16 protein-coding genes are annotated in these 23,806 nt (G+C 68.7%); 4 read left to right on the forward strand and 12 right to left on the reverse strand.

Annotated features, from left to right (window positions below; genetic code table 11):
* Positions 1–3: 3 nt before the first annotated feature.
* The 7 genes from rpsL to rpoB all read right to left on the reverse strand — a co-directional run bounded on the left by rpsL (position 4) and on the right by rpoB (position 14,206).
* Entirely contained in the window at positions 4–372 is a 369-nt protein-coding gene (gene rpsL, locus CIK77_RS15330) for a 30S ribosomal protein S12 (protein ID WP_087054867.1), read from the reverse strand.
* Between the two features lie 278 nt (positions 373–650).
* Positions 651–1,301: a spermidine/putrescine ABC transporter substrate-binding protein gene (locus tag CIK77_RS15335; RefSeq protein ID WP_087054866.1), complete on the reverse strand. Its 651-nt coding sequence runs from the start codon at positions 1,299–1,301 to the stop codon at positions 651–653.
* Positions 1,302–1,463: 162 nt separating this feature from the next.
* Positions 1,464–1,931 carry a hypothetical protein gene (locus CIK77_RS15340; protein WP_087054865.1) on the reverse strand — a complete coding sequence of 156 codons (468 nt, stop codon included), beginning with the start codon at positions 1,929–1,931 and terminating at the stop codon, positions 1,464–1,466.
* A gap of 141 nt (positions 1,932–2,072) precedes the next feature.
* Positions 2,073–3,416: a hypothetical protein gene (locus CIK77_RS15345; RefSeq protein ID WP_087054864.1), complete on the reverse strand. Its 1,344-nt coding sequence runs from the start codon at positions 3,414–3,416 to the stop codon at positions 2,073–2,075.
* Between the two features lie 190 nt (positions 3,417–3,606).
* Positions 3,607–6,549, reverse strand: coding sequence for a hypothetical protein (locus CIK77_RS17755; protein ID WP_181861423.1), 2,943 nt, complete (start codon positions 6,547–6,549; stop codon positions 3,607–3,609).
* 253 nt (positions 6,550–6,802) lie between these two features.
* Positions 6,803–10,681 carry a DNA-directed RNA polymerase subunit beta' gene (gene rpoC, locus CIK77_RS15355; RefSeq protein WP_087054862.1) on the reverse strand — a complete coding sequence of 1,293 codons (3,879 nt, stop codon included), beginning with the start codon at positions 10,679–10,681 and terminating at the stop codon, positions 6,803–6,805.
* A 42-nt stretch (positions 10,682–10,723) separates the two neighbouring features.
* Positions 10,724–14,206: a DNA-directed RNA polymerase subunit beta gene (gene rpoB, locus CIK77_RS15360; RefSeq protein ID WP_087055068.1), complete on the reverse strand. Its 3,483-nt coding sequence runs from the start codon at positions 14,204–14,206 to the stop codon at positions 10,724–10,726.
* 262 nt (positions 14,207–14,468) lie between these two features.
* On the opposite strand from rpoB, the gene CIK77_RS15365 reads away from it, so the two are divergent.
* The 4 genes from CIK77_RS15365 to CIK77_RS15380 all read left to right on the forward strand — a co-directional run bounded on the left by CIK77_RS15365 (position 14,469) and on the right by CIK77_RS15380 (position 17,544).
* Entirely contained in the window at positions 14,469–15,329 is an 861-nt protein-coding gene (locus CIK77_RS15365; protein ID WP_087055067.1) for a spermidine synthase, read from the forward strand.
* Positions 15,330–15,651: 322 nt separating this feature from the next.
* On the forward strand, positions 15,652–16,179 hold the full coding sequence (locus tag CIK77_RS15370) for a hypothetical protein (RefSeq protein ID WP_087054861.1): 528 nt from the start codon (positions 15,652–15,654) through the stop codon (positions 16,177–16,179).
* Positions 16,180–16,364: 185 nt separating this feature from the next.
* A complete protein-coding gene (locus CIK77_RS15375) occupies positions 16,365–16,853 on the forward strand; it encodes a SprT-like domain-containing protein (RefSeq protein ID WP_087054860.1) in 489 nt (162 codons plus the stop codon).
* Between the two features lie 124 nt (positions 16,854–16,977).
* Entirely contained in the window at positions 16,978–17,544 is a 567-nt protein-coding gene (locus CIK77_RS15380; protein WP_249268580.1) for a hypothetical protein, read from the forward strand.
* 69 nt (positions 17,545–17,613) lie between these two features.
* On the opposite strand, the gene CIK77_RS15385 is transcribed toward CIK77_RS15380, so the two are convergent.
* The 5 genes from CIK77_RS15385 to CIK77_RS15405 all read right to left on the reverse strand — a co-directional run bounded on the left by CIK77_RS15385 (position 17,614) and on the right by CIK77_RS15405 (position 23,759).
* Positions 17,614–19,077, reverse strand: a complete 1,464-nt coding sequence (locus tag CIK77_RS15385) for an NAD-dependent succinate-semialdehyde dehydrogenase (RefSeq protein ID WP_087054859.1) — start codon at positions 19,075–19,077, stop codon at positions 17,614–17,616.
* A 265-nt stretch (positions 19,078–19,342) separates the two neighbouring features.
* A complete protein-coding gene (locus CIK77_RS15390) occupies positions 19,343–20,833 on the reverse strand; it encodes an ABC transporter permease (RefSeq protein ID WP_087054858.1) in 1,491 nt (496 codons plus the stop codon).
* Complete coding sequence (locus CIK77_RS15395; RefSeq protein ID WP_087054857.1) at positions 20,830–21,705, reverse strand: ABC transporter ATP-binding protein; 876 nt, start codon at positions 21,703–21,705, stop codon at positions 20,830–20,832. Before CIK77_RS15395 ends, CIK77_RS15390 begins: the two co-directional genes overlap by 4 nt.
* 144 nt (positions 21,706–21,849) lie before the next feature.
* Positions 21,850–22,494, reverse strand: coding sequence for a response regulator (locus tag CIK77_RS15400; protein WP_087054856.1), 645 nt, complete (start codon positions 22,492–22,494; stop codon positions 21,850–21,852).
* The gene (locus tag CIK77_RS15405; RefSeq protein ID WP_087054855.1) at positions 22,491–23,759 is read right to left on the reverse strand and encodes a sensor histidine kinase; all 1,269 of its coding nucleotides are present in this window, start codon (positions 23,757–23,759) and stop codon (positions 22,491–22,493) included. The genes CIK77_RS15400 and CIK77_RS15405 overlap by 4 nt, the downstream gene beginning before the upstream one ends.
* Between the last annotated feature and the right edge of the window lie 47 nt (positions 23,760–23,806).

Below are 23,806 nucleotides of genomic sequence, written 5' to 3' on the forward strand. Positions count from 1 at the left end.
CGGTCAGCCCTTCTTCGCGCCGTAGCGGCTGCGAGCCTGGCCACGGTTCTTGACGGCCTGGGTGTCGAGAGCACCGCGGACGATCTTGTAACGGACACCGGGGAGGTCCTTGACACGACCGCCGCGGACGAGCACCAGCGAGTGCTCCTGGAGGTTGTGGCCCTCACCGGGGATGTAGGCCGTGACCTCCGTGCCGTTGCGCAGCTTCACACGAGCGACCTTGCGCATCGCCGAGTTCGGCTTCTTAGGGGTGGTGGTGTACACACGGGTGCACACGCCGGCCTGCTGCGGGTTCGCCTTCAGAGCAGGCGCCTTCGTCGAAGTCCTCTTCGACTGGCGCCCCTTGCGAACCAACTGCTGAATAGTTGGCACTAGTTCTCCTTGTCAGTGCTGCACGGTGACAGCTCGTGAAGTTTCACGTAAGACCCGCCTGAACCCCGGGAAGCCCGGTGTGGTCGGAACGTGGCGGGTATGCCGTGGGGGCGGACTGTTCGCAGCCCGGTCCCGATGCGGCGCCCAGCACCCGTGTCCGCACCGAGGCACGGAGTTGGGCGCGCTCGAGCGCACGCCCATTCATATTACGCGGAATGACACGCCGGGTCAAAAGGAATGCGCCGCCGACGCGCCGGATGGGTGTAAGCCGACATCAGCTAGTGGAAGTCGCGAGGGTCGAAGGGGGCGTCCAGCGACTGGGTGAGCTCTGAGAGCATGTTCTCCACCTGCGGCTCGACGAACTCCGAGACGGCTCGCTGAACACGCATCCGATGCTCCGCCAGCAGCTGGCACGCCTCGCGGCCGACCATGTTCGCATAGTCGTCGGCGAGCGCGACCTCCTGCCGCAGCGCGGCCTTCGCCTCCTCCGACAGCGGAGGAAGGCTGGGCACATCGGCAGCCGCCTCGGTCGCCAGCCCCTCGATCGTGAACAGGAACGGTGCACCGGGCACGGGCTCCGGATCGAGCGGCATCCCCTCGTGCTCCGGCTCGAGCCCTTCGTCCGGGCGATAGCTGCGCGCCCGATTGCGGGCCGTCTGCTGGTCGAGCTCCGCCTGCAGCATGGGGAGGTTCATCTCCGTATAGCGGGCGACGTGCCGATCGATGATCGTCTTCACCCTGGTGGACAGCCCGTGCTGCACGCCGTGCGGCACGTCAGCGCCCAGCCCCGCTGCCTCGAGGACGGGCGATCCGAAGCAGCGCTTGCACGGAGCGACACGGCCGCGGTGAGTGGCCGGCTCCCAGCGCGGCAACCAGCGCAGCCAGGCATCAACTGCCTGGCTGACCTGCGTCTCCAGCGAACGCTCCACCCCACCAGGGTAGGCACATCCGGCACCGATTGCGGGGAGATCGGCGGGATTCCGCTCGTCGCTGCTTGCCCGCCGGCTTGCGAGATGCACGCCTCTTCGACATCCGGACGTCCGAAACGGCGCATCCGGACGTCGTCCCCCACATCTCGGGCGGGCTGGCGGTCACTCCTCGTCGCGGCGCTCCCACGGCCAGCGGGGACGGTCGGCACGCGTGCGGCGCAGCGCGACGCCGCTCCACGCGCACACGGCGGCGACAAGGACGAAGGACAGCGACGCCCAGCCCGTGACCGACGCGCCGACGGCCGCGGTTGCGGCGACGGCGCCCTCGCCGAACGCCACAGCGAGCAGCCACAGGGAGACGATGTGGGCGAGACCGGATGCGAGCGCGACCAGGACGGCAGCGGGATACGTCGGCCGCGCTTCCCGCAGCGACCGCAGCAGCGCCCAGGCGAAGGCGAGCACGGCGACGACACCGGCGAGCATCGCGGGCACCACGCTGATGTGCGCGGAACCGAGCACGGGAGAATCCGTCCACAGCGAGACGAACCCCGTCACGCACACCAGCAGCGCTCCGTATGCCGCGGACGAGAACGCCGTCGCCACGGCGGGGCTGATGCGCTGGCCGTTCATCAGGTCGTTCCCTCCTTCGCGCGCCGCCGGAAGGCGAATCCCTGGGCCCTGGAACTGCACCCGTGGTCCGGCGGGCGGAACGACCTGACGCACTGTCTGCGCACGATCCCGGCTCAGCCGCGTCGCGGCCCGGTCACCTGGTCACTGATCCTCGGCGACCGCCTTCTCGTACTCCGCGCGGTCGTCCGCATTGAGACGCTTCATCTTCCGCCCTCGCCCTGCGACCCACGCACCGAACCACACCGTCACCTCGCGGGCGATGATGAACACACCGATCGCGACCGGGTTCAGCAGCAGCGAGAGCATCTGCTCGTTCGCGGCACTGGGCGTGATCATCCAGAACGGGTAGGTGAGAACCGGCGCAGCGACGAACCCGACGTACGACACCGCGGCGACCAGGAAGCCGAGCACGACCCACCAGCCGGCGCGGCCGCGGTTGACGATGACGCCCACCAGCCAGAACGCGAGGAAGAACACCACGACGGGCACCCAGAACGCCGAATCCGAGATGCGCTCGAGCAGCCCATCGACGAGCGATTCCAGTGCCACCTCGTTCTGGAACCAGCCATAGGCGAGATCGACCACTGCGTACAGGATCGTGAACGCGATCGTCGCGGGGACGCCGATCAGCAGCGCGGCGACGCGATTGCCCCGCTTGCGCGGCGGCTCGTAGCTCTCCGTGATCACCGCTTCGGGTGCGGGAGCGGCGTGCGCGGTTGGTTCGTTCGGCACGACGGCCGGCGGTGCCTCCTGGACCGGTTCGACGACCTCGGTGGGCGCGTCGTCTGGCTCGGTGGCTTTGAACGTCTCCGGAGCCTCCTCGAACCAGCCGCTGCCGACGGTCGTCGGCGCCGTGTGCGCAGGAGTCGCTGCGCCTGCCGCACCGCCCTGCCGCGCTTCGAACTCCTCGAGCTCAGCGGCGAGCGCGGCGTAATCGGGCTCAGCGGCCCCCTCGGACCCGATCATCTCGGTGTCTGCCGCTGCCGGGTCAGGATCGGTGGCGGCCGCACCGCCGGAAGGGGCGTCGGCCCCGGATGCCGCGGGCTCCGTCGCCGCTTCGTCCTCCGGCTCGGTCGCAGAGGCCGCTCCGCCCGACGGTGCCGCGGCATCCGCGGCGGCACCTGGTGCAGGCTCAGCGGTGTCGGCGGGCCCAGCGGACGGCGCGTCGTCGTCGAGCTCGTACACGGCGGTGTCCGGTTCGGTCCTCTCGGCCGTCTCCGCCACGGGCTCGGCGTCTGCCGTCTCCGCGGCGTCCGGGCCCGGCTCAGGCTCCGTCACTGACTGTCCGGTCTCGTTCGCCTCATCCCCCGGTGCTTCCGGTTCCGCCTCATCCGCAACGGCGTCCGCCTGCTGGTCGTCTTCCGGGGCCTGCTCGGCCGACACCTCCGGAAGCCGGGCTTCCTCGGTGCCGTCGTCATGGCGGTCGGTGGCCTCGATGGGCTCGCCGGTCGTCGGGTCGTTCCTGTCACCCATGGCGTCACTCATCTCATGCTCCTCTTCGCGGCGGGTGTGGGTCCCCACGCCGTGAGCGTAACGCGTGCCCGCCGCGGCGCTCGGGCGCCTCGCCGCGCGTTGCCCGGTCGATGCACGCCGCGCGGGCGTGTCCGTGCGCCCCGCGGAGACGCCACGGCCCATCGCTCAGACGAGCGGTGGGCCGTGGCGCGAGCGCCACGGGTCAGAACTCCGACAGGTCGGCTGCCACCGTGCCGTCCTCGGCAGCCGTGACGAGCACTTCCGCGCCGTACCAGCCGAACGGCGAGCTGCTCGTCGTGTGGTCCGATTCCCATTCGTCGTCGTCGGAGAACCGCTCCTTGTAGTCGAAGCGCAGCTCACCGTCGGCGATCACCACGAAGTCGCCGTCGTCGCGCGACTCGAAGGTGAGCGTCGGCTCTGTCTCCCACGAGCGCTTGATCCCCGTGACGGCCATGTAGCCGGGATCGTTCATCGTCAGCGAATTCTGGCACAGTTCGGGCACGAACTGGTCGGACTTCATGCACTCGTCGATGCGGCCCTGCACCTGGTCGATCGCCTTCTGCTGTGCATCGTCGGTCCACTTCGCGGTGAACGAAGCGAACTGCGGTGCCTCCAGCTGCTCCCAGCCGACCTGGAAGTCGGCGTTCGGGAGCGCCCTGGCCACCTGGTCGTCTCCGTAGGTGAACAGGCCGTCCGCCTCCGGTGCGGCGAAGACGTAGTCGCCAGGCAGGACGGGGATGTCGGCGAGCTCATCCCACTGGTGATCGTTCTCATCGGCGAACTCCGTGACCGCGATCTCCGAGAGGTCGACGCCGACGCCGTTGACCTGGGCGACCTGCGACACGTCGCCGATCTTGATGGTCTGCTGCGGGCCCGAGACGATCCTCCAGTCGTCGAAGACGACCGCAGCGGTTCCGGCCTTCTCGAGCTCGAACGACACATCGTACTTCTTGCTGTCGACCGTGAGCGTCGCCGCGATCGATGCGCCGTCGCCGCTCTCAGTGACCGTGCCGATCTCGAACTCCGTCGGGCGGTTCTCGGCGGCGGCATAGATCTCGTCCGTGAGCAGCACGCGCTCCGCCGACGTGACGTTCGGCGCCCACAGATCCATGGCGTCCGAGGCGTTCCCCTCGACGATCGCCTGCAGGTAGTTCTCGACTTTCGCCTGCGGAGAGTACTGCGTGCCGGCGAAGTGGCCGCGCACGATGACGCCCGCGACGATCAGCACGATGACTCCCACGACCGAGATGCCCGTTGCGATCCACGCCGTCTTGGCCCTGCGGCCCAGCGGTTCGCGCTGGGTCTCGTCGCCGCTGAGCAGCGCTTGGAAGGGATCGCCCGCTCCCTGTGCAGGGGCAGAAGCCGGAGCCGCTCCGCTCTGCGCCGCGGCAGCGGCTGGCGAAGCGCCTGCCGGCGGGTGCATCGGTTCGAAAGCCGTGCCCCCTGTGGGAACCGCTCCGCCTGGGGCGGGCGGCCTCGGCGGCACGTTCCCGGCGGGCGGCGGAGGCGGCACATCGCCTGGAGGCGGTGGCACCGCGCCCTGAACGGACTGGCCGCCCTGTGCGAACTGATGCCATGCCGGTTCCTGCGGCGCGGGAGCCGGGCCCGCCACGGGCGCCGCGGCTGCACCGGTGGTGAGCGCCCTGAGCAGCCAGAACGGCATCGCACGTGCCAGCTGCGGTACGACGAAGCGCGCGAGCGCCTCAACGGCGACGCCGAACACGGCGAACAGCACGAAGGTCCATGCCGCGGGCGATACGCTCGCTGACATTCCCGACATGCCCTCGCCGCCCAACAGGCCGGCGATGCCCGAGTCCTCACTTCCGACGCTGCCGCTTCCGGAGATCCGCCCGGCGATCATCACGACGATGCCGAATGCGGCATAGCCGGCCGGCAGCACGAACCAGCCGACCGGATCCGTCGCCGCGCCGCGGCGGACGCGCCACCGCACGCTCGCGACGGCGAGCACGACGAGGGCGAGGAGGGGAACGACGATGCGGAGCCAGAGCGGGAGCACGTCGGAGAACACCGTCATGCTCGCCGACGGCAGATCGAACGGCAGGTAGGAGCCCATGTCGCCCTGCACCGTGGCAGACACTGAGGAGAAGGCGCCGAGCGCACTCGCGTCGGCCGCGAGCAGAGGCAGGATCGCTGGCGCGAGCAGCAGCATCGCGCCCGCATCCCCACCAGAGTCGATCATGACGACGACGAGCAGTGCGATCGCGAGAACCGCGCCGAAGCCGCCGAGGTGCTCGACCGCCTGGAGTGCGCCGGAGCGCCACCTGCTGCGCGTCCCGCCGCGCGGGCTGAGCGCCGTGAACGTCGCCGCGGCCACGATGACGATGCCGAGGATGATGCTCCACACGCTGATCGCACGGACGCTCGCCCCCGGCGCGTTCGGCACGACGACCGAGATCGGCGCCGCCAGCTGCAGCACCAGCACGACGATCGCAAAGCCCGCGCCGGCGATCCCTGCGGCAGCCGCACGCCACAGCGGCGTCACTGCCAGTGGCGGCGTCGCACGCCGACCGAAGAGCAGCACGGCGAGCACCGCGCACACCGGCACGACGAGGGGAACGAAGAACAGGCTCGCAGACACCGTGAAGCCCATCGCCGATACCGTCGTGCCGAACGAGCCGAGGAAGCCGGCGCCGAGGAACTGGATGATCATGGGGAACCACTGCGACGCGACCGTCGAGGCGATGTCCTCGTCGCCCGTGAACTGCACGCCGACGATGCCGAGCACCACCACGACGATGCTCGCGGCAACGGCTCCGGCCATGGCCAGCCCCGCATGCGCGAGCGCCGCGATCCACGGCTCCTTGGCCGCCAGCGGCGACGGAGTGCGCGGATGCACAGGGGCAGCGGCGTAGCCCGGCTGCTGCGGCGCACCGCCGTGCCCTGCGTGCGTGCCGTCGGCCGAGCCCGGCTGCATGCCAGGCGCCCAGCCTCCATGCCCGGCCTGCGGCGCGGGGGGTTCGGCGCCGTCTCGCGCGCGACGGTCAGGCCGCGTGGACGGCGGTGCTGCGCGCGTGGTCCGTCGCGCGGCACTGCGCGCGGAAGCCGCGTCCGTCGTTCCCGCCGCATCCTGCTGGCGCGTGCCGTCAGCGGCAGGAGCATCCGGAGTGTTCCTGTCGGTTGTCATCTCCGTGCACGACGTCTCTCGGTTCGTTCATCTCGGCGTGTTCCCCCACGTATATCGGACTGACAACCCCATACGCTATCGGATGCTCCGGACGTTCGCCGTCTCGAACAGACCTGCCACAACGGCGAACGGCCCCGGATCCGAAGATCCGGGGCCGTTCGTCAGTACTGGGTCAGTTATGCTCGCGACTTCGTCGCTCAACAATTTCAATCGGCTCGGCCGAGCGAACGAGTTCGCTCGGCTCTCGCCTCAATCAGTTGTATTGACCGGGCGTCGTGAAGTCGTCCGACGAGAACGCGTCGAAGTCCACGAAGCCGTAGTCGCCCTCGGTGAACGCACCGTCCGACGCGAAGATGCGGTTGGGGTACCGCTCGCTCTTCGCTTCTTCCGTTGCCTCCACGACGACGTCGCGGTACTTCGAAAGGCCGGTTCCCGCGGGGATCAGCTTTCCGATGATGACGTTCTCCTTGAGGCCGACCAGCGGGTCGCGCTTGCCCTGGAGCGCCGCCTCCGTGAGGACGCGGGTCGTCTCCTGGAACGACGCGGCCGACAGCCACGACTCGGTCGCAAGCGACGCCTTCGTGATGCCCATCAGCTCGGGACGGCCGGACGCGGGGCGCTTGCCCTCGGCGACCGCCGCGCGGTTCAGCTCCTGGTAGCGCTTCACGTCGACCATCTCACCCGGGAGCATCTCGGTCTCGCCGTGGTCGACCACGGTGACCTTGCGCAGCATCTGCCGCACGATGACCTCGATGTGCTTGTCGTGGATCGGCACACCCTGCGAGCCGTACACACGCTGCACGCCGCCGACGAGGTACTTCTGCACCTCGCGGGCGCCCTGCACGCGCATGATCTCCTTGGGGTCGAGCGTTCCGACCTGGAGCGGCTGACCGACCTTGACGCGGTCGCCGTCCTCGACGAGAAGCGTCGCACGCTTCAGCACCGGGTACGACTGGACCTCGTCGCCGCTGTCCGGCGTCAGGATGATCTTCTTCTGCTTCTCGGTCTCCTCGATCGTGATGCGACCATCCGCATCGGCGATCGGGGACGCACCCTTCGGGGTGCGCGCCTCGAACAGCTCCTGCACGCGGGGCAGACCCTGCGTGATGTCATCCGCCGATGCCGAACCACCGGTGTGGAACGTACGCATCGTCAGCTGCGTGCCGGGCTCACCGATCGACTGCGCCGCGATGATGCCGACGGCCTCGCCGATGTCGACCAGGTTGCCGGTCGCGAGCGAGCGGCCGTAGCACTGCGCGCAGACGCCGACGGCCGAGTCGCACGTGAGCACCGAACGGACCTTGATCCTCTCGACGCCGCCGGCGACGAGCTTCTCGATCATCACGTCGCCGATGTCCTGACCGGCCTCAGCGAGCACCGTGCCGTCCTCTGCGACCACGTCGGCCGCAAGCGACCGGGCGAAGACCGCGTTCTCGACATTGGCATCCGCGACCAGCGTGCCTGACGCATCCGGAGCCGCGATCGTGTACTCGAGCCCCTTCGACGTGCCGCAGTCGTCCTCACGGATGATGACGTCCTGCGAGACGTCGACGAGACGACGCGTGAGGTAACCGGAGTCGGCCGTACGGAGGGCGGTGTCCGCCAGACCCTTGCGGGCACCGTGCGTGGCGATGAAGTACTCCGCGTTCGACAGCCCCTCGCGGTACGAGGAGATGATCGGGCGCGGGATGATCTCGCCCTTCGGGTTGTTCACCAGACCGCGCATACCGGCGATGTTCCGGATCTGCAGCCAGTTGCCTCGCGCACCAGACGTCACCATCCGGTTGATGGTGTTGTCCTCGGGGAAGTTGTCCCGCATGGCCTGCTGGATCTTGTCCGTGGCCTCGGTCCACACCTGGATGAGCTCCTGGCGGCGCTCACCGTCCGTGATCAGACCCTTCGCGTACTGCGAGTTGACCTTGGCGGCGAGCTTCTCGTGCTCGGCGACGATCTCCGCCTTCTCCGGCGGCGTGAGCACATCGGAGAGCGCGACCGTGATACCGGAGCGCGTGGCCCAGTAGAAGCCCGCGTCCTTGATGTTGTCGAGCGTCGCGGCGACGACCGTCTTCGGGTACTCCTCGGCCAGCTTGTTGACGATCTGCGACAGCTTGCCCTTGTCCGCCTGTTCGCGCACGAACGGGTAGCCCTTGGGCAGGTTGTCGTTGAAGATCGCCTGGCCGAGCGAGGTGTCGACGAGACCGTGCGCGTCATACCCCTCGGGTGCCTGACCCTCGAGGAAGGTGAGCCCGGCGATCCGGATGCGCACCTTCGCCTGCAGGTCGAGCGTTCCCTCGTCCTTGGCCAGCTGCGCCTCCGACACCGAGCCGAACGCACGTCCTTCGCCAGCGGCACCCTCGATGATCGTCGTGAGGTGGTGCAGACCGATGATCATGTCCTGCGAGGGCAGGGTGACCGGGCGGCCGTCCGACGGCTTCAGGATGTTGTTCGACGCGAGCATCAGCACGCGGGCCTCGGCCTGAGCCTCGACCGACAGCGGCAGGTGCACGGCCATCTGGTCACCGTCGAAGTCGGCGTTGAACGCCGCACACACGAGCGGGTGGAGCTGAATCGCCTTGCCCTCGACGAGCTGCGGCTCGAAGGCCTGGATGCCCAGGCGGTGCAGGGTGGGAGCACGGTTCAGCAGCACAGGGCGCTCGCGGATGATCTCCTCGAGCACGTCCCAGACCTCGGGGCGCGTGCGCTCGACGGCGCGCTTGGCCGCCTTGATGTTCTGCGAGTGACCGAGGTCGATCAGGCGCTTGATGACGAACGGCTTGAACAGTTCGAGCGCCATCTGCTTCGGCAGGCCGCACTGGTGCAGCTTCAGCTGCGGGCCGACCACGATGACCGAACGGCCGGAGTAGTCGACGCGCTTGCCGAGCAGGTTCTGGCGGAACCGGCCCTGCTTGCCCTTCAGCATGTCGCTGAGGGACTTCAGCGCGCGGTTGCCCGTGCCCGTGACCGGACGCCCGCGGCGACCGTTGTCGAACAGGGCGTCGACCGACTCCTGCAGCATCCGCTTCTCGTTGTTGACGATGATCTCGGGCGCACCGAGATCGATCAGACGACGAAGGCGGTTGTTGCGGTTGATCACACGGCGGTACAGGTCGTTCAGGTCGCTCGTGGCGAAGCGGCCGCCGTCGAGCTGGACCATCGGACGAAGCTCCGGCGGGATCACCGGAACGACGTCGAGGACCATCGAGGCCGGCGACGTGCTGGAGCCGAGGAAGGACTGCACGACCTTGAGTCGCTTGATCGCACGGATCTTGCGCTGGCCCTTGCCCTCAGCGATCTGCAGGCGCAGTGCCTCTGCCTCGGCAGCAAGGTCGAACGCCGCGAGGCGACGCTGCAGCCCCTCGGCGCCCATGAGCGCCTCGAAGTACTGACCGAAGCGGTCCTGCATCTCCTGGAAGACGTCGTCCTCCGCCTTGAGCTGGCCCACCTCGAGGTTGCGGAACTCGTCCCACACACGCTCGAGACGCGCGATCGACTCATCCGCGCGCTTGCGGATCGTCGCCATCTCCTTCTCGGCGCCGTCCTTGGCCTTCTTCTTCTGGTCGGCCTTGGCGCTCTCCGCCTCGAGGGCGGCGAGGTCGTCCTCGAGCTTCTGCATCTTCTCGGCGATGCGGGCGTCACGGCGGTCGCCGAGCGCCTTGATCTCGAGGCGCAGGTTGTTCTCGTGCGTCGAGAGGTCGCGGTGGCGCGAGTCCTCGTCGACCGAGATCACCATGTACGCGGCGAAGTAGATGACCTTCTCGAGGTCCTTCGGCGCCATGTCGAGCAGGTAACCGAGGCGCGAAGGCACGCCCTTGAAGTACCAGATGTGGGTCACGGGGGCCGCGAGCTCGATGTGCCCCATGCGCTCACGACGGACGGAGCTCTTGGTGACCTCCACGCCGCAGCGCTCGCACACGATGCCCTTGAAGCGGACCCGCTTGTACTTGCCGCATGAGCACTCCCAATCCCTCGAGGGACCGAAGATCTGCTCACCGAACAGACCGTCCTTCTCGGGCTTCAGTGTGCGGTAGTTGATCGTCTCGGGCTTCTTGACCTCACCGTACGACCAGCGACGGATGTCGTCGCCAGTGGCCAGGCCGATGCGAAGCTCATCGAAAGTTGTTGCGTCGAGCACTTAATTCTCCTGTGTCGGAAATCTCGAAATCGGCTGGCTGGTTCAGATCTCGTCGATCGAGGCGGACTCGAACCGGCTGGAGATGTTGATGCCGAGCTCTTCCGCGGCGCGGAAGGCCTCGTCGTCGGTGTCGCGGAGGTTGACCTCCGTGCCGTCGGCCGCGAGCACCTCGACGTTCAGGCACAGCGACTGCATCTCCTTCATGAGCACCTTGAAGGACTCGGGGATGCCGGGCTCTGGGATGTTCTCGCCCTTGACGATCGACTCGTACACCTTGACGCGCCCGAGGATGTCGTCGGACTTCACCGTGAGAAGCTCCTGCAGCGCGTACGCGGCACCGTAGGCCTCGAGGGCCCACACTTCCATCTCACCGAAGCGCTGACCACCGAACTGCGCCTTGCCGCCCAGCGGCTGCTGGGTGATCATCGAGTACGGACCAGTCGAACGCGCGTGGATCTTGTCGTCGACCAGGTGGTGCAGCTTCAGGATGTACATGTAGCCGACCGAGATCGGCTTCGGGAACGGCTCGCCGGTGCGGCCGTCGAACAGATCGGCCTTGCCGGTGCTGTCGATCAGTCGCTCGCCGTCGTTGGTCGGGATCGTCGAGTCGAGCAGACCCGAGATCTCGACCTCGCTGGCACCGTCGAACACCGGGGTGGCGACCTTAGTGCCGGCCTCTGCCTCGCGAAGCTCCTCAGGAAGGCGGACGGCCCACTCCGGCTCGCCTTCGATCTTCCAGCCCCTGCTGGCGATCCAGCCGAGGTGGGTCTCGAGGACCTGACCGAAGTTCATTCGGCCGGGGATGCCCATCGGGTTCAGCACGACGTCGAGCGGAGTGCCGTCGGCGAGGAACGGCATGTCCTCGATCGGCAGGATCTTCGCGATGACGCCCTTGTTGCCGTGACGGCCGGCGAGCTTGTCACCCTCGGTGATCTTGCGCTTCTGCGCGATGTAGACCACGACGCGGCGGTTGACGCCGCTGCCGAGCTCGTCGTCGCCCTCCTCGGCGTCGAACTCCTTGACCGCGATGACGGTTCCCTGCTCACCGTGGGGCACCTTCAGCGACGTGTCGCGCACCTCGCGGCTCTTCTCGTTGAAGATCGCGCGGAGCAGTCGCTCCTCGGCGCTGAGCTCGGTCTCGCCCTTCGGCGTGACCTTGCCGACGAGGATGTCGCCAGGACGGACCTCGGCGCCGATGCGGATGATGCCGCGCTCGTCGAGGTCCTTCAGCAGGTCGGGGCTGACGTTCGGGAGGTCACGGGTGACCTCCTCCTTGCCCAGCTTGGTGTCGCGGGCGTCGACCTCGTACTCCTCGATGTGGATCGACGTGAGGGTGTCGTCCTTCACCAGGTTCTGGCTCAGGATGATCGCGTCCTCGAAGTTGTGACCCTCCCACGACATGAACCCGACGAGCAGGTTCTTGCCGATGGCGAGCTCGCCGTCCTGGGTCGACGGGCCGTCTGCGATGACCTGATCGACCTCGACGCGCTCACCCGTGGCGACGATGACGCGCTGGTTGTAGCTGTTGCCCTGGTTCGAACGGTCGAACTTGCGCAGGAAGAACTCCTGGGTGCCGCCCTCGTCGAGCTGCAGCGTGACGGAGTCGGCCGAGACCTCGGCGACCACGCCCGCCTTGTCGGCGATGATCGAGTCACCGGAGTCGACAGCGGCGTAGCCCTCCATGCCCGTGCCGACGAACGGCGACTCGCTCTCGATGAGCGGCACCGCCTGGCGCTGCATGTTGGCGCCCATCAGGGCGCGGTTGGCGTCGTCGTGCTCGAGGAACGGGATCAGAGCCGTGCCCACCGACGTCATCTGACGCGGCGAGACGTCCATGTAGCCGACCTCGCCGGCGGCGACCAGGTCGACCTCGCCGTCGCGCTGACGGGCGAGAACCTGCGCCTCGGCGAACGTGCCGACTGACGTGAGCTTCGCGTTCGCCTGCGCGATGATGAAGTTCTCCTCCTCGGCAGCCGTGAGGTAGTCGACCCGATCGGTGACCTTGCCGTCGATGACCTGACGGTACGGCGTCTCGATGAAGCCGAAGGAGTTGATCCGGCCGAAGGTCGCCAACCGACCGATCAGGCCGATGTTCGGGCCCTCAGGCGTCTCGATCGGGCACATCCGGCCGTAGTGCGACGGGTGCACGTCTCGCACCTCGACACCGGCACGCTCGCGGGACAGGCCGCCAGGGCCGAGCGCCGAGAGCGTGCGCTTGTGCGTGATCGCCGAGAGCGGGTTGTTCTGGTCGAGGAACTGCGACAGCTGCGAGGTGCCGAAGAACTCCTTGATCGCGGCGACGACGGGGCGCACGTTGATCAGGGTCTGCGGCGTGATGGCCTCGATGTCCTGCGTCGTCATGCGCTCGCGGACGACTCGCTCCATCCGGCTCAGACCCGTGCGGACCTGGTTCTGGATGAGCTCGCCGACGGCGCGGATGCGGCGGTTGCCGAAGTTGTCGATGTCGTCGATGTCGATGCGGCGATCGATGATCTCGCCCGACTTGTTGACGCCCTCGAAGCTCTCGTCGCCGCGGTGCAGGCGCACGAGGTACTTGATGGTCGCGACGATGTCTTCGACCGTCAGCGTCGACGCGCTGATGTCGGTCGCCATACCCAGCTTCTGGTTCAGCTTGTAGCGGCCGACCTTCGCGAGGTCGTAGCGCTTCGGGTTGAAGTAGAAGTTGTCGAGCAGGCTCCGCGCGGCCTCGGCGGCGACCTGCTCGCCCGGGCGGATCTTGCGGTAGATGTCGCGCAGCGCCTCTTCCTGGGTGAGGATCGTGTCCTTCGCCAGGGTCTCCTCGATCGAGGTGAAGCCGGCGAACTCGCGCTCGATGTCCTCCGTGGTCAGGCCGAGGGCCTTGAGGAAGACGGTGACCGGCTGCTTGCGCTTGCGGTCGATGCGAACGCCGACCTGGTCGCGCTTGTCGACCTCGAACTCGAGCCACGCGCCGCGGCTCGGGATGATGCGCGAGGAGACGATCTCCTTGTCGCTCGTCTTGTCCGGCGTCTTGTCGAAGTAGACACCGGGCGAGCGCACGAGCTGCGAGACGACGACGCGCTCAGAGCCGTTGATGACGAACGTGCCGTCGATGGTCTGCAGCGGGAAGTCGCCCATGAAGACCGTCTGAGTCTTGATCTCACCGGTCTGGTGGTTCATGAACTCGGCCTCGACGTACAGCGGCGCAGCATACGTCTTGCCGCGCTCCTTCGCCTCCTCGACCGAGTACTTCTCCGGCTCGAGGTAAGGGTTCGCGAACGACAGCTGCATCGTCTCGGAGAGGTCCTCGATGGGTGAGATCTCCTCGAAGATCTCCTCGAGACCGCTCTGCTCCGACTCGTTGCGACGCGGCTCAGCGGCGCGCTCGCGCCATGCGTCGTTTCCGACGAGCCAGTCGAACGACTCCGTCTGCAGTGCGAGCAGATCGGGGACGGTCAGCGTGTCGTTGACTTTGGCGAACGAGAGGCGGGAAGCCCCGCGGCCGTTCTTGGGATTGGTGGATGCGTTGTTGCGCGCAGCAGCCAAGGGGATGACCTCCATGAGCCCGCGGTGAGACGGACTGCTAGATTCCTTGTCGACAGGTGAGGTGCACTTGGATTCCTCGCCTCGGTCCACCCGCCGCAATATGCGGGGACCTACAGGCGCCAGCCAACCACCATATGAAGGCAGGGAAAATCCAGGAAGCGCAACTGTCAACTATACGCGGTGATTCTCGGCATGTCCAGCCGGAGTTTCGTCGCGGATGTGCTTGGGTGTCCAGTTCGGCCTCGCCGCGTACGCTCATGGGGTGGGCAGGAAGCGCGACAGACCGGATGAGACGCCGCAGACACGACTGTCGGACGGGCGGATCGCACGCGTCGCGCCGAGCGAGATCACGTCGGGCTTCGAGGTGGACGTCGACGGCACGCCGCAGTCGCATGTCGACCTCGCTGATCCCACGCACCTGCACTTCGAGTACGTCGCGCGGATGGGTGCCGTCATCGATCAGCTCCCGGACGGCCCGCTCACGGCGGTGCACCTGGGAGCCGGCGGGCTCACGATCCCTCGCTACATCGCGGCGGCCAGGCCGGGGTCCCGCCAGCAGGTGATCGAGCTGGAGCAGCCGCTGGTCGATCTCGTGCGCGAGCATCTGCCGCTGCCGCGCGGAGCGTCCATCCGGATGCGCATCGGCGATGCGCGCGAGGGCCTCGGCCGCCTCCCGAGCGCTCTGCGCGGCGCCGTCGATCTGCTGGTCAGCGACGTGTACTCGGGCGCCCAGACCCCGGCGCACCTGACCACCGTGGAGTTCTACTCCGCCTGCGCCGAGATGCTCGCCGCGTCGGGAGTGCTGCTGGTCAACGCCGCGGACGGCGCCGGGCTTGCGTTCGCGCGCCGCCAGGTCGCCACCATCAGGGAGGTGCTGCCGGAGGTCGCGGTCCTCGCCGAGGTGCAGGTGCTCAAAGGGCGCCGGTTCGGGAACCTCGTGATCGCCGCTTCTGCGCAGCCGTTGCCCGTGGAGTGGCTGCCGCGGTTGATGGCCGCTGGCCCTCATCCGGCGAAGGTCGCCCACGGCGATGAGATCGAGCGCTTCGTCGCCGGTGCCAGGCCCGCCCGCGACGGCGACGCCACAGACTCCCCCAAACCGTCGCTGAAGCTGTTCGAGCGGTAGGCCATCCGGATCCTTCGCCGCGGCGCGAGCACGAGGGCGCAGCGGCCGGCCGCCTCATCCGGGCCGATCGGCGCGCACGGATCGAGCCGGGCGAGCATCCGGTCGCTCGGGTTCGTCCGGGCCGGTCGGCGCGAGATGAGTACGATCGCGCCGCGTTCGACCAGGACCGCCGACAACGCACTCATCCGGGCCGGTCGTACTCATCTCGGCGCGCACCGGCGCGGGTAACGGTTCGGTTTCGGACCGCCTCCGCGCGCCGCCAGGACTCCCCCAGATGCGTCTTGCACACTGGGGAGGAACGCGCGAGTGAAAGGGAGTCGGGTTGAGTTACATCCAGGGATACGACTCGGAGAGCCTGCGCGAGATCGTCGACGAGGCGGAATGCCGCCAGCGACTCGAAGACATCGGACAGCAGCGCAGCCTGCCAGCACTGCTCGAGCGCGTGTGGCTGCTGAAGGTGCTCGGCGAGCTCGACGAGGCCATCGCGCTCTCCGAGCAGTCGGTGCGCGTCGCGCGCATGGCCGGCACGCGCAAGGACCTGCTCCGCTCCCGCATTCTGCACTCCTCCGTGCTCATCGAGCGCGGAGCGTACGACGCGGCCGACAGCGAGCTGTCGACCTGCGCCGAGGAGGCCGAGGGCCAGGAGTGGCCGTCGATCACGGCGTTCGCACTGAGCCACCGCGGTCGCGCCAGGTACGACGCCGGCGACCCCGACGGCGCGCGCAGCGACTTCAAGCGAGTGCTGTTCCTGCGCCAGGAGCTGGGAGCGGCCGATTCGCAGCTCGAGGTCGCGATGAGCATGGTCGAGGCGGCCGAGCGACGCCGCGGCGCCGCCGTCGCCGCAAGCTGACGGGGCGCACCCGCCCTTCCCGTGTGCCGAAGTGCGCCACCCGGCGACAGGTGGCGCACTCTGCCATACCGGAGCGGCGGATCCCGGCGAGGCGGCGCGCTCCGGCACACCGCAGGGCGAGGCGATTCCGGATGGTCGCCGGGCGCGGCGGCCGGGATGTCCGAGGCTCCGATTAGCATCTTCGTATGTCGGATCTGAGTCGCGTCACGGTGTGGGCCAACGCTCTCATCCGGATGCACCTCGACGACACGTGGTCGTTCGCGTTCGACAACGCCAAACGGCGCGCAGGGCTGTGCGACTTCTCGCGGAAGCGGATCTCGGTGTCGCGGTACATCTCGGCACGGAACGATGACGACGAGGTGCACCAGACGCTGCTGCACGAGGTCGCGCACGCCATGGCCGGCCCCGGCGCCGGGCACGGCCGCCAGTGGAAGCGGATCGCGCGCGAGATCGGCTACGTCGGCGGCACCCTGCACTACGGCGATACTCCTACGGAACTCGCACCGTGGGTCGGCACGTGCCCGAGCGGTCACACCATCTACCGGTACCGCCGTCCGTCCCGCCCCTCCTCCTGCCCGAAGTGCTCCCCGCGCTTCGACCGCCGCTTCGAGTTCACCTGGCTCAAGCGCGAGATCACCCCCACCACCCGACGCCTCGCCTCCGCCCCGCGCTGAGGCCCGCACCCCCGCAGGGCTCGCAACCTGCACGGACCTCGCGCCCACACGGGCCCGCGCCCGGCTCGCGAGATGCGCACTTGTCGTCGAGATGCGCCGCGATTGACGCCGCTGCGTCGAAAAGGTGCGCATCTGGGCAGCCGGTCTGGCCAGGCACGACCGGATGTTCGGTGCGACCGGATGGCAGACTGACGGTATGCGGGTGCTTCTGAAGCTCGAACTCGACTGCACTCCGTCTGCTGCGTGGCGCGCGGTGCAGTCGCCGGCCGCGCTCGGCGAGATCCACGGGCCCCTCATCCGGATCGAGCCGCTCTCCGCGCTGCCGACGCAGTGGGAGCCGGGGCGCGATGCCGCCATCCGGTATGCCGTCGGCCCCATCCGGCTGGGTTCGCACCTCATCCGGATCGCGCATCGCGACGAGCGCGACAGCAGCGGACGCGTGCGCATCTTCCGAGACTGGGGCGATGCGCTCACCGGCCCGCTCGCGCTGCTCGACGCGTGGGACCATCAGATGGCGGTTTCGCCGTCTCCCCGCGACGAGTCGAAGACCCTCTGGCGCGAACGCCTCGTGTTCACCGGAGCGGCCGCCCCGTTCTACTGGCCCGCCCTCTGGCTGCTGTGGCAGTGGCGCGCCGCGCACCTCAAGCGCCTCGCCCCCACCTGGGAGCACGATCCCGCCGTTCGTGGGTGATCTCTGCGGGAAAGAGCGCGGTCTCACCGACAGAGATCGCCCACGAACGGACAGTGCGGGGACCGGAGGCTAGGCGTTCGGCAGCAGCGTGTACTTCGTCGACAGATACTCATGGATGCCCTCCAGGCCGCCCTCGCGGCCCATTCCCGACTGCTTCACGCCGCCGAACGGCGCGGCCGCATTCGAGACGACTCCCGCGTTGAGACCCATCATGCCCGTGTCGAGGCGGTCGATCATGCGGTGGCCGCGGGCGAGGTCCTCCGTGAAGACGTAGGAGACCAGCCCGTACTCCGTGTCGTTGGCGATCTCGACCGCCTCGTCCTCGGTGGAGAAGGTGACGACGGCGAACACGGGGCCGAAGATCTCCTCCGACATGATCGCAGCGTCACGCGTGAGGTCCGACAGGACCGTCGGCTCGAAGAAGCTGCCTGCACCATCGATCCGCTTCCCGCCATGCATCAGCGTCGCGCCCTTGCCCACGGCGTCTTCGACGAGCTCCGATGCCTTCGCGACCGCGTCATCGTCGATGAGCGGGCCGATCTGCACGCCCTCCTCCGTGCCGCGCCCGATCCTCATCGCCGACACGCGCTCGGCGATCCTGCTCGTGAACTCCGCTGCGACGTCCTCGTGCACGATGATCCGATTCGCGGCCGTGCACGCCTGGCCGATGTTGCGGAACTTCGCGGCCATCGCGCCGTCGACCGCCTTGTCGAGGTCGGCGTCTTCGAAGACCACGAACGGGGCGTTGCCGCCGAGCTCCATCGACACCCGCAGCACGTTCTCCGCGGCCTGTGCGATGAGGCGCTTGCCCACGCCTGTGGAGCCGGTGAACGACAGCTTGCGCAGCCTGCCGTCGCCGATGATCGGCGCCGAGACACGGCTCGAGCTCGATGACGTGACCACGTTGACCACGCCATTCGGCAGACCGGCTTCTTCGAGCAGCTGCACGAACAGCATGGTCGTCAGCGGGGTGAGCTGGGGCGGTTTGATGACGCTGGTGCACCCCGCGGCGAGCGCCGGCGCGATCTTGCGGGTCGCCATCGCGAGCGGGAAGTTCCACGGAGTGATGAAGTAGCAGGGCCCGACGGGGCGCTGCGACACGATCATCTGCCCCGTGCCCTCCGGTGTGGATCCGTAGCGCCCCGAGATGCGCACGGCCTCCTCGCTGAACCAGCGCAGGAACTCGCCGCCGTAGGCGACCTCACCGAGAGACTCCTGGTACGGCTTGCCCATTTCGAGGGTCATCACGAGCGCGAGATCCTCCTTGCGCTCCTGCACCAGTTCCCACGCGCGGCGCAGGATGTCGCTGCGTCTGCGGGGCGACGTCGCCGCCCACTCGTCCTGCGCAGCGACGGCGGCATCGAGCGCCGCCGTCGCATCGTCTGCCGTCGCATCGGCGACACGGGCGATCACGTCGTTCGTGGCGGGGTCGCGAACGGCGAGCGTCGCGCCTCCCGTCGCGTCGACCCACTCTCCGCCGATGAACAATCGACCGGAGATCCCGTCGAGCAGCGCCTTCTCACTGTCATTCATTCGCGCGTTCCCTTCTCTGGAGCAGTTCACAGGTTCCGCAGGTCGTGGCCGCGCTGAGGCCACGATCAGCGGATGGTCATGCCGTGAGACTATGCACATCAGCACGGCGCGTCACTGTACAAGGCGGCGTATCCGCGCGGATCAGACCGCCGTTCTGTACAACGCACCGCCCGCCCGCCCCGTGAAACCCGCCGTTTGTGGGTGATCTCTGCGGGTAAGAGTGCCGTCGAACCGACAGAAGTCACCCACAAACGGTGGTGCGGACTCAGTCCGCTGCGAGCGCCTCGACCGGTGACACACGGGTCGCCAGGCGCGTCGGGCCGACGGCGGCGACCAGCGTGAGCACGGCGGTCGCGACGACGATCACCGCCACCACCAGCCACGGCACGGCGGGCACCACAAGCGACCCGGCGGGGCTCTCGGTCAGAGAGATGGCGCCGAGCAGCGACTGCGCGCCCGCCCACCCGTAGAAGGCCCCGAGCAGCAGCCCGAACAGAACGGCGGCGATGGTGACGTGGGCGGCCTCGAGCAGCACCATCCGCCGGATCTGCGGGTTGGACAGGCCGATCGCCCGCAGCAGGCCCAGCTCTGTGCGCCGCTGCACGACACCGATGGTGAGAAGGTTCACCAGCCCCACCGCGGCGATCACCGCGGCGACGGCGACGAGCCCCATCATCACGGCGGAGAACATGTCGAGGACGACGAGACCCTCTGCGAGGTCCCCGGGGTCGGAGTTCGCGATCAGCACCGACTTCGCCGACTCCGTCGCCACCGCGAACATGGTCACCAGCGTCACACCGACGACCACGCCGATGGCCATGCGGCTCGACCGCTCCGGGTACCGCAGCGCGTTCTCCGCCGCCATCCGCGCCGTCGCCGTGCGTCCGAACATCCGGCCGACGAGGCGCAGCACTGGCGGCATCACGAACGTCGCGCCCGTGACCAGCCCGGTGAACGACAGCAGCCCGCCGAGGAACGCCACGGGCAGACCGAGCGGCGATCTCAGTCCTAGCGCCACGCCCAGGCCGAGCAGCCCGAACCCTGTGGCGAGCAGGATGATGCTTCCGACGTTGCGCTTCACGCCGCCGCGGGCCTCCGCGGCCGAGCGTGGGGTCGCGCCGCCGAGCGCCTGGAGCGGGGTGACGTCGAGCACGCGACGCGATCCGACCCATGCCGCGAGCCACGTCGTGAGCACGACGGCGACCGTCGGCAGCAGCACCCACGGCTGCAGCACGTTGTAGTCGACGGCGGGCAGTGCGGGCAGTCCCGCGCCCGCCACCTGGTTCGCCACGACGGCGTCGGCGATGCGCGTGCCGATCGCGGAGAGGACGAGACCTGCGATGAGCCCGATCGTCGCACCGAGCGCGCCGACGGCGAGCCCCTGGCGCGCGACGGCGGAGCGCTGCGAACGGGCAGACGCCCCGATCAGCCGCATCAGTGCGATCTGCCGCGTGCGCCCGGCGACCACCGTGGAGAAGGTGTTGCTGGTCACGATCGCACCGACGTACATCGCGATGACGACGAACACGACCGCCAGCATTGCGATCACGACCGCCAGCGTGCCGGAGTTCCCGAACACGAGTGTGAGAAGGTCTGCGAGGTATCCGGTCGTCGTCAGCAGCACGACTCCGAACCCTGCCGAGAGCGCGGCGACGAGCACGCTCGCACCCATGCCCCGTTCGCGCAGCAACGGCGTCGGGCCGCGGCCCGACTCCTGCGGGGCGGCCGCCTGTTCGGTCTCGATGGCGACGCTCATGCGACGCTCCCTCGCGAGGGAGCGGGCCCGGCCACCGAGGGGAAGCTCACGCCGGATGTCCCGACGTGCTCGCCGCCGGAGAGTGCGGCGCCCGCAGCCGAACGCCCATCGGCACGGTCCTCCTCCGCGTGCAGCATGTGCGCCGAGATCTGCTCCGGCGTCTGCCGCGGCTTGTCGGCGACGAGCCGCCCATCACCGAGGAACAGCACACGGTCGGCGTGGCTCGCGGCGATCGGATCGTGCGTGACCATCGCAATCGACTGACCGTGGCGCCTGCTCGCGTCGGCGAGCAGCGCCAGCACCTCGCGGCTGGTGCGGGAGTCGAGAGCGCCCGTCGGCTCGTCGGCGAACACCAGGTCGGGCGCCGTCGCCAGCGCCCTGGCGATCGCGACCCGCTGCTGCTGACCGCCGGACAGCTCGTGCGGCCGGTGCGAGAGACGGTCGCCGATGCCGAGCGACGAGATCAGCCCGCCGATGCGCGCCTGCTCCTCCGCGCTGGGCCGCCGGCCGTCGAGCTCGAAGGGCAGCATGATGTTGCCGCGCACGTCGACGGTGGGCACCAGGTTGAACGCCTGGAACACGAACCCGACCCTGCGCCGGCGCAGCACCGTGAGCTGGCCGTCGGAGAGGCTCGTGATCTCGGTGTCGCCGATCCACGCACCACCGCTCGTGGGGGCGTCGAGCCCCGCCATCACATGCATGAGCGTCGACTTGCCCGACCCCGACGGCCCCATGATCGCGGTGAACTGGCCGCGCCGGATGCCGACGCTCACGTTGTCGAGGGCCGTGACCTGCGAGCCCCCGGCCCCGTAAGACTTGGTCAGATTGGTGACGCGGGCGGCGAGCCCCATATCGCTGCTGGTGATGTCCATATCTCGACGCTACGAAGCGCACGCGGCCCGGTCATCCGGCTGGAGGATGATCCTCGTCAGTCGGAGGGATGACCTGCTTCGAATGACGATGGGTGTCCCGAGGTCCCGGATTCGGAGCACCCGTCGTCATGTCGGCGGTTCGCGTCAGACCAGACCGTGCTCGTGCGCGAACACGACGAGCTGCACTCGGTCGCGCAGGGCGAGCTTCGTGAGCACTCGACTGACGTGCGTCTTCACGGTCGCCTCGCTCAGGAACTCCTGCGCCGCGATCTCCGAGTTGCTCATACCGCGCGCGGCATACGTGAAGATCTCGCGCTCGCGCTCCGTCAGAGCACCGTATGCGGGCGGCGCGGGCTTCACGGGAGCGGCGAAATGCGCGAACAGCTCCCGCGTCGCCGACGCCGCGATCACCTCGGACCCGGAATGCACGCTCCGCACAGCGGCGAGCAGGAACTCGGGGTCCGCGTCCTTCAGCAGGAATCCGCTCGCTCCCTGCCGGATCGCGCGGGCGGCGGCCTCATCGAGATCGAAGGTCGTGAGCATCACGATGCGCGGCGCACCGGGATCGCGCAGCAGTTCGGCGGTGGCAGCGATGCCGTCCATCACCGGCATCCGGATGTCCATGAGCACGACATCGGGCCTGGTCGCGGTCACGACGGCGACGCCCTCCCTGCCGTCGCCCGCCTCGCCCACGACGTCCATGTCGGTCTGGGAGTTCAGCAGCATCCGGATGCCTGCCCTGAACAGCGCCTGATCATCGACGAGGACGATGCGGATCGGGTCGGTCACTGGTGGTTCTCCTGGCTCGTCGGGTGAGCTGTCGCATAGCCCGAGACCGGGAGCCGCGCGCGCACCACGAACATCCTGCCATCGGGAGCCGCCGTGAGGGAGCCGCCGACGAGCTGGGCGCGCTCCGCCATCCCGACGATGCCGTGCCCGCGCGACGGCACCGGGGCTCCGTCCTCCGCCGATATGCCGTGATCGGAATGCGCGCGTCGATGGTCGCCGACGTCGACCGCGTTGCGGACCTCCAGCGCCACGGCATCGGCAGACCACGCCATCCGGAGGTCGACGTCGCGCCCGTCTCCGTGCCGCAGGGTGTTCGTGAGCGCTTCCTGCAGAATGCGGAAGACGGCCAGCTGCACCGCGGCCGGGGGCTCGCCGGGCGGCGTCGGGTCGACGTCGACCGAGAGCGCCACGCCTGCGGAGCGCACCTGTGAGAACAGACCTTCCAGATCGGCGAGCGTGGGCTGCGGCCCATCGCCCTGCCGGTGCCGCAGCTGTGCCAGCAGCAGCCTCACGTCGCTCAGCGCGGAGCGCGCCGTCTGGCTGATGGTGCCGAGCGCGTGCTTTGCGACATCCGGATCAGCGTCCGCCGCGTACCGTGCACCGTCTGCCTGCGCCACGACGACGGCCAGCGAGTGCGCGACGACATCGTGCATGTCGCGCGCGATGCGGCCCCGCTCCTGCTCGCTCGCCGTTTCGAACTCCGCGCGGTCGCGTGCCTCCCGATTCGCCCGCGCCTGACGCGACGCCCGAACGAGCGCGCCCGTGGTCCACGACAGCAGCAGCGCGAACACGATCATCGCGAACCAGGTGCCGCCGAGCAGCATCCACTCATACGAGAACGGATCGAGCGGCCACGCCGCTGCGTTGACGAGCACCATGTACGCGGCCGCGACGGCGGCACCGGCGATCGCCGACGCGAGGCCGAGCCACATCACCACACGCGTGCCGTATGCGGCGGTCACGTACAGCACACCGAACACCGCGACATCGACCGGCTGGGGTCCGATCAGCGCGACCATCTGCGCGATCGCGCCCACCCAGGCGATCACGAGCGAGAGCGCGGGGGACAGCCGCCTGACCGCAAGCGCGCTCGCGAAGATGAGCGTGACGACGATGCCGAGCCACAGGACGCCGTCCTGGCCGAACTCCGTGGTCGGCAGCGGTTCGACGAACGAGAACGCGATCACCGGCACGAACACCGCCGCGGCGACGACGTCGAACACGACCTGACCCGTTCTCAACGGTCGGAACAGGCTCGTGCGCATCCCTTTACGTTACGGGCGCGCGTCCATCCCGTCATCCGTCTCCGGAT

It is taken from the genome of Microbacterium sp. JB110 (genome assembly GCF_003335195.1).
Classification (GTDB): domain Bacteria; phylum Actinomycetota; class Actinomycetes; order Actinomycetales; family Microbacteriaceae; genus Microbacterium.

What these genes read in the sequence shown, in the direction of transcription:
- CIK77_RS15405 (WP_087054855.1), bottom strand. Translation starts at nt 23,759, where the DNA reads ATGCGCACGAGCCTGTTCCGACCGTTGAGAACGGGTCAGGTCGTGTTC.
- CIK77_RS15395 (WP_087054857.1), bottom strand. Translation starts at nt 21,705, where the DNA reads ATGGACATCACCAGCAGCGATATGGGGCTCGCCGCCCGCGTCACCAAT.
- CIK77_RS15385 (WP_087054859.1), bottom strand. Translation starts at nt 19,077, where the DNA reads ATGAATGACAGTGAGAAGGCGCTGCTCGACGGGATCTCCGGTCGATTG.
- CIK77_RS15345 (WP_087054864.1), bottom strand. Translation starts at nt 3,416, where the DNA reads ATGAGTGACGCCATGGGTGACAGGAACGACCCGACGACCGGCGAGCCC.
- CIK77_RS17755 (WP_181861423.1), bottom strand. Translation starts at nt 6,549, where the DNA reads ATGACAACCGACAGGAACACTCCGGATGCTCCTGCCGCTGACGGCACG.
- CIK77_RS15340 (WP_087054865.1), bottom strand. Translation starts at nt 1,931, where the DNA reads ATGAACGGCCAGCGCATCAGCCCCGCCGTGGCGACGGCGTTCTCGTCC.
- CIK77_RS15390 (WP_087054858.1), bottom strand. Translation starts at nt 20,833, where the DNA reads ATGAGCGTCGCCATCGAGACCGAACAGGCGGCCGCCCCGCAGGAGTCG.
- CIK77_RS15375 (WP_087054860.1), top strand. Translation starts at nt 16,365, where the DNA reads ATGTCGGATCTGAGTCGCGTCACGGTGTGGGCCAACGCTCTCATCCGG.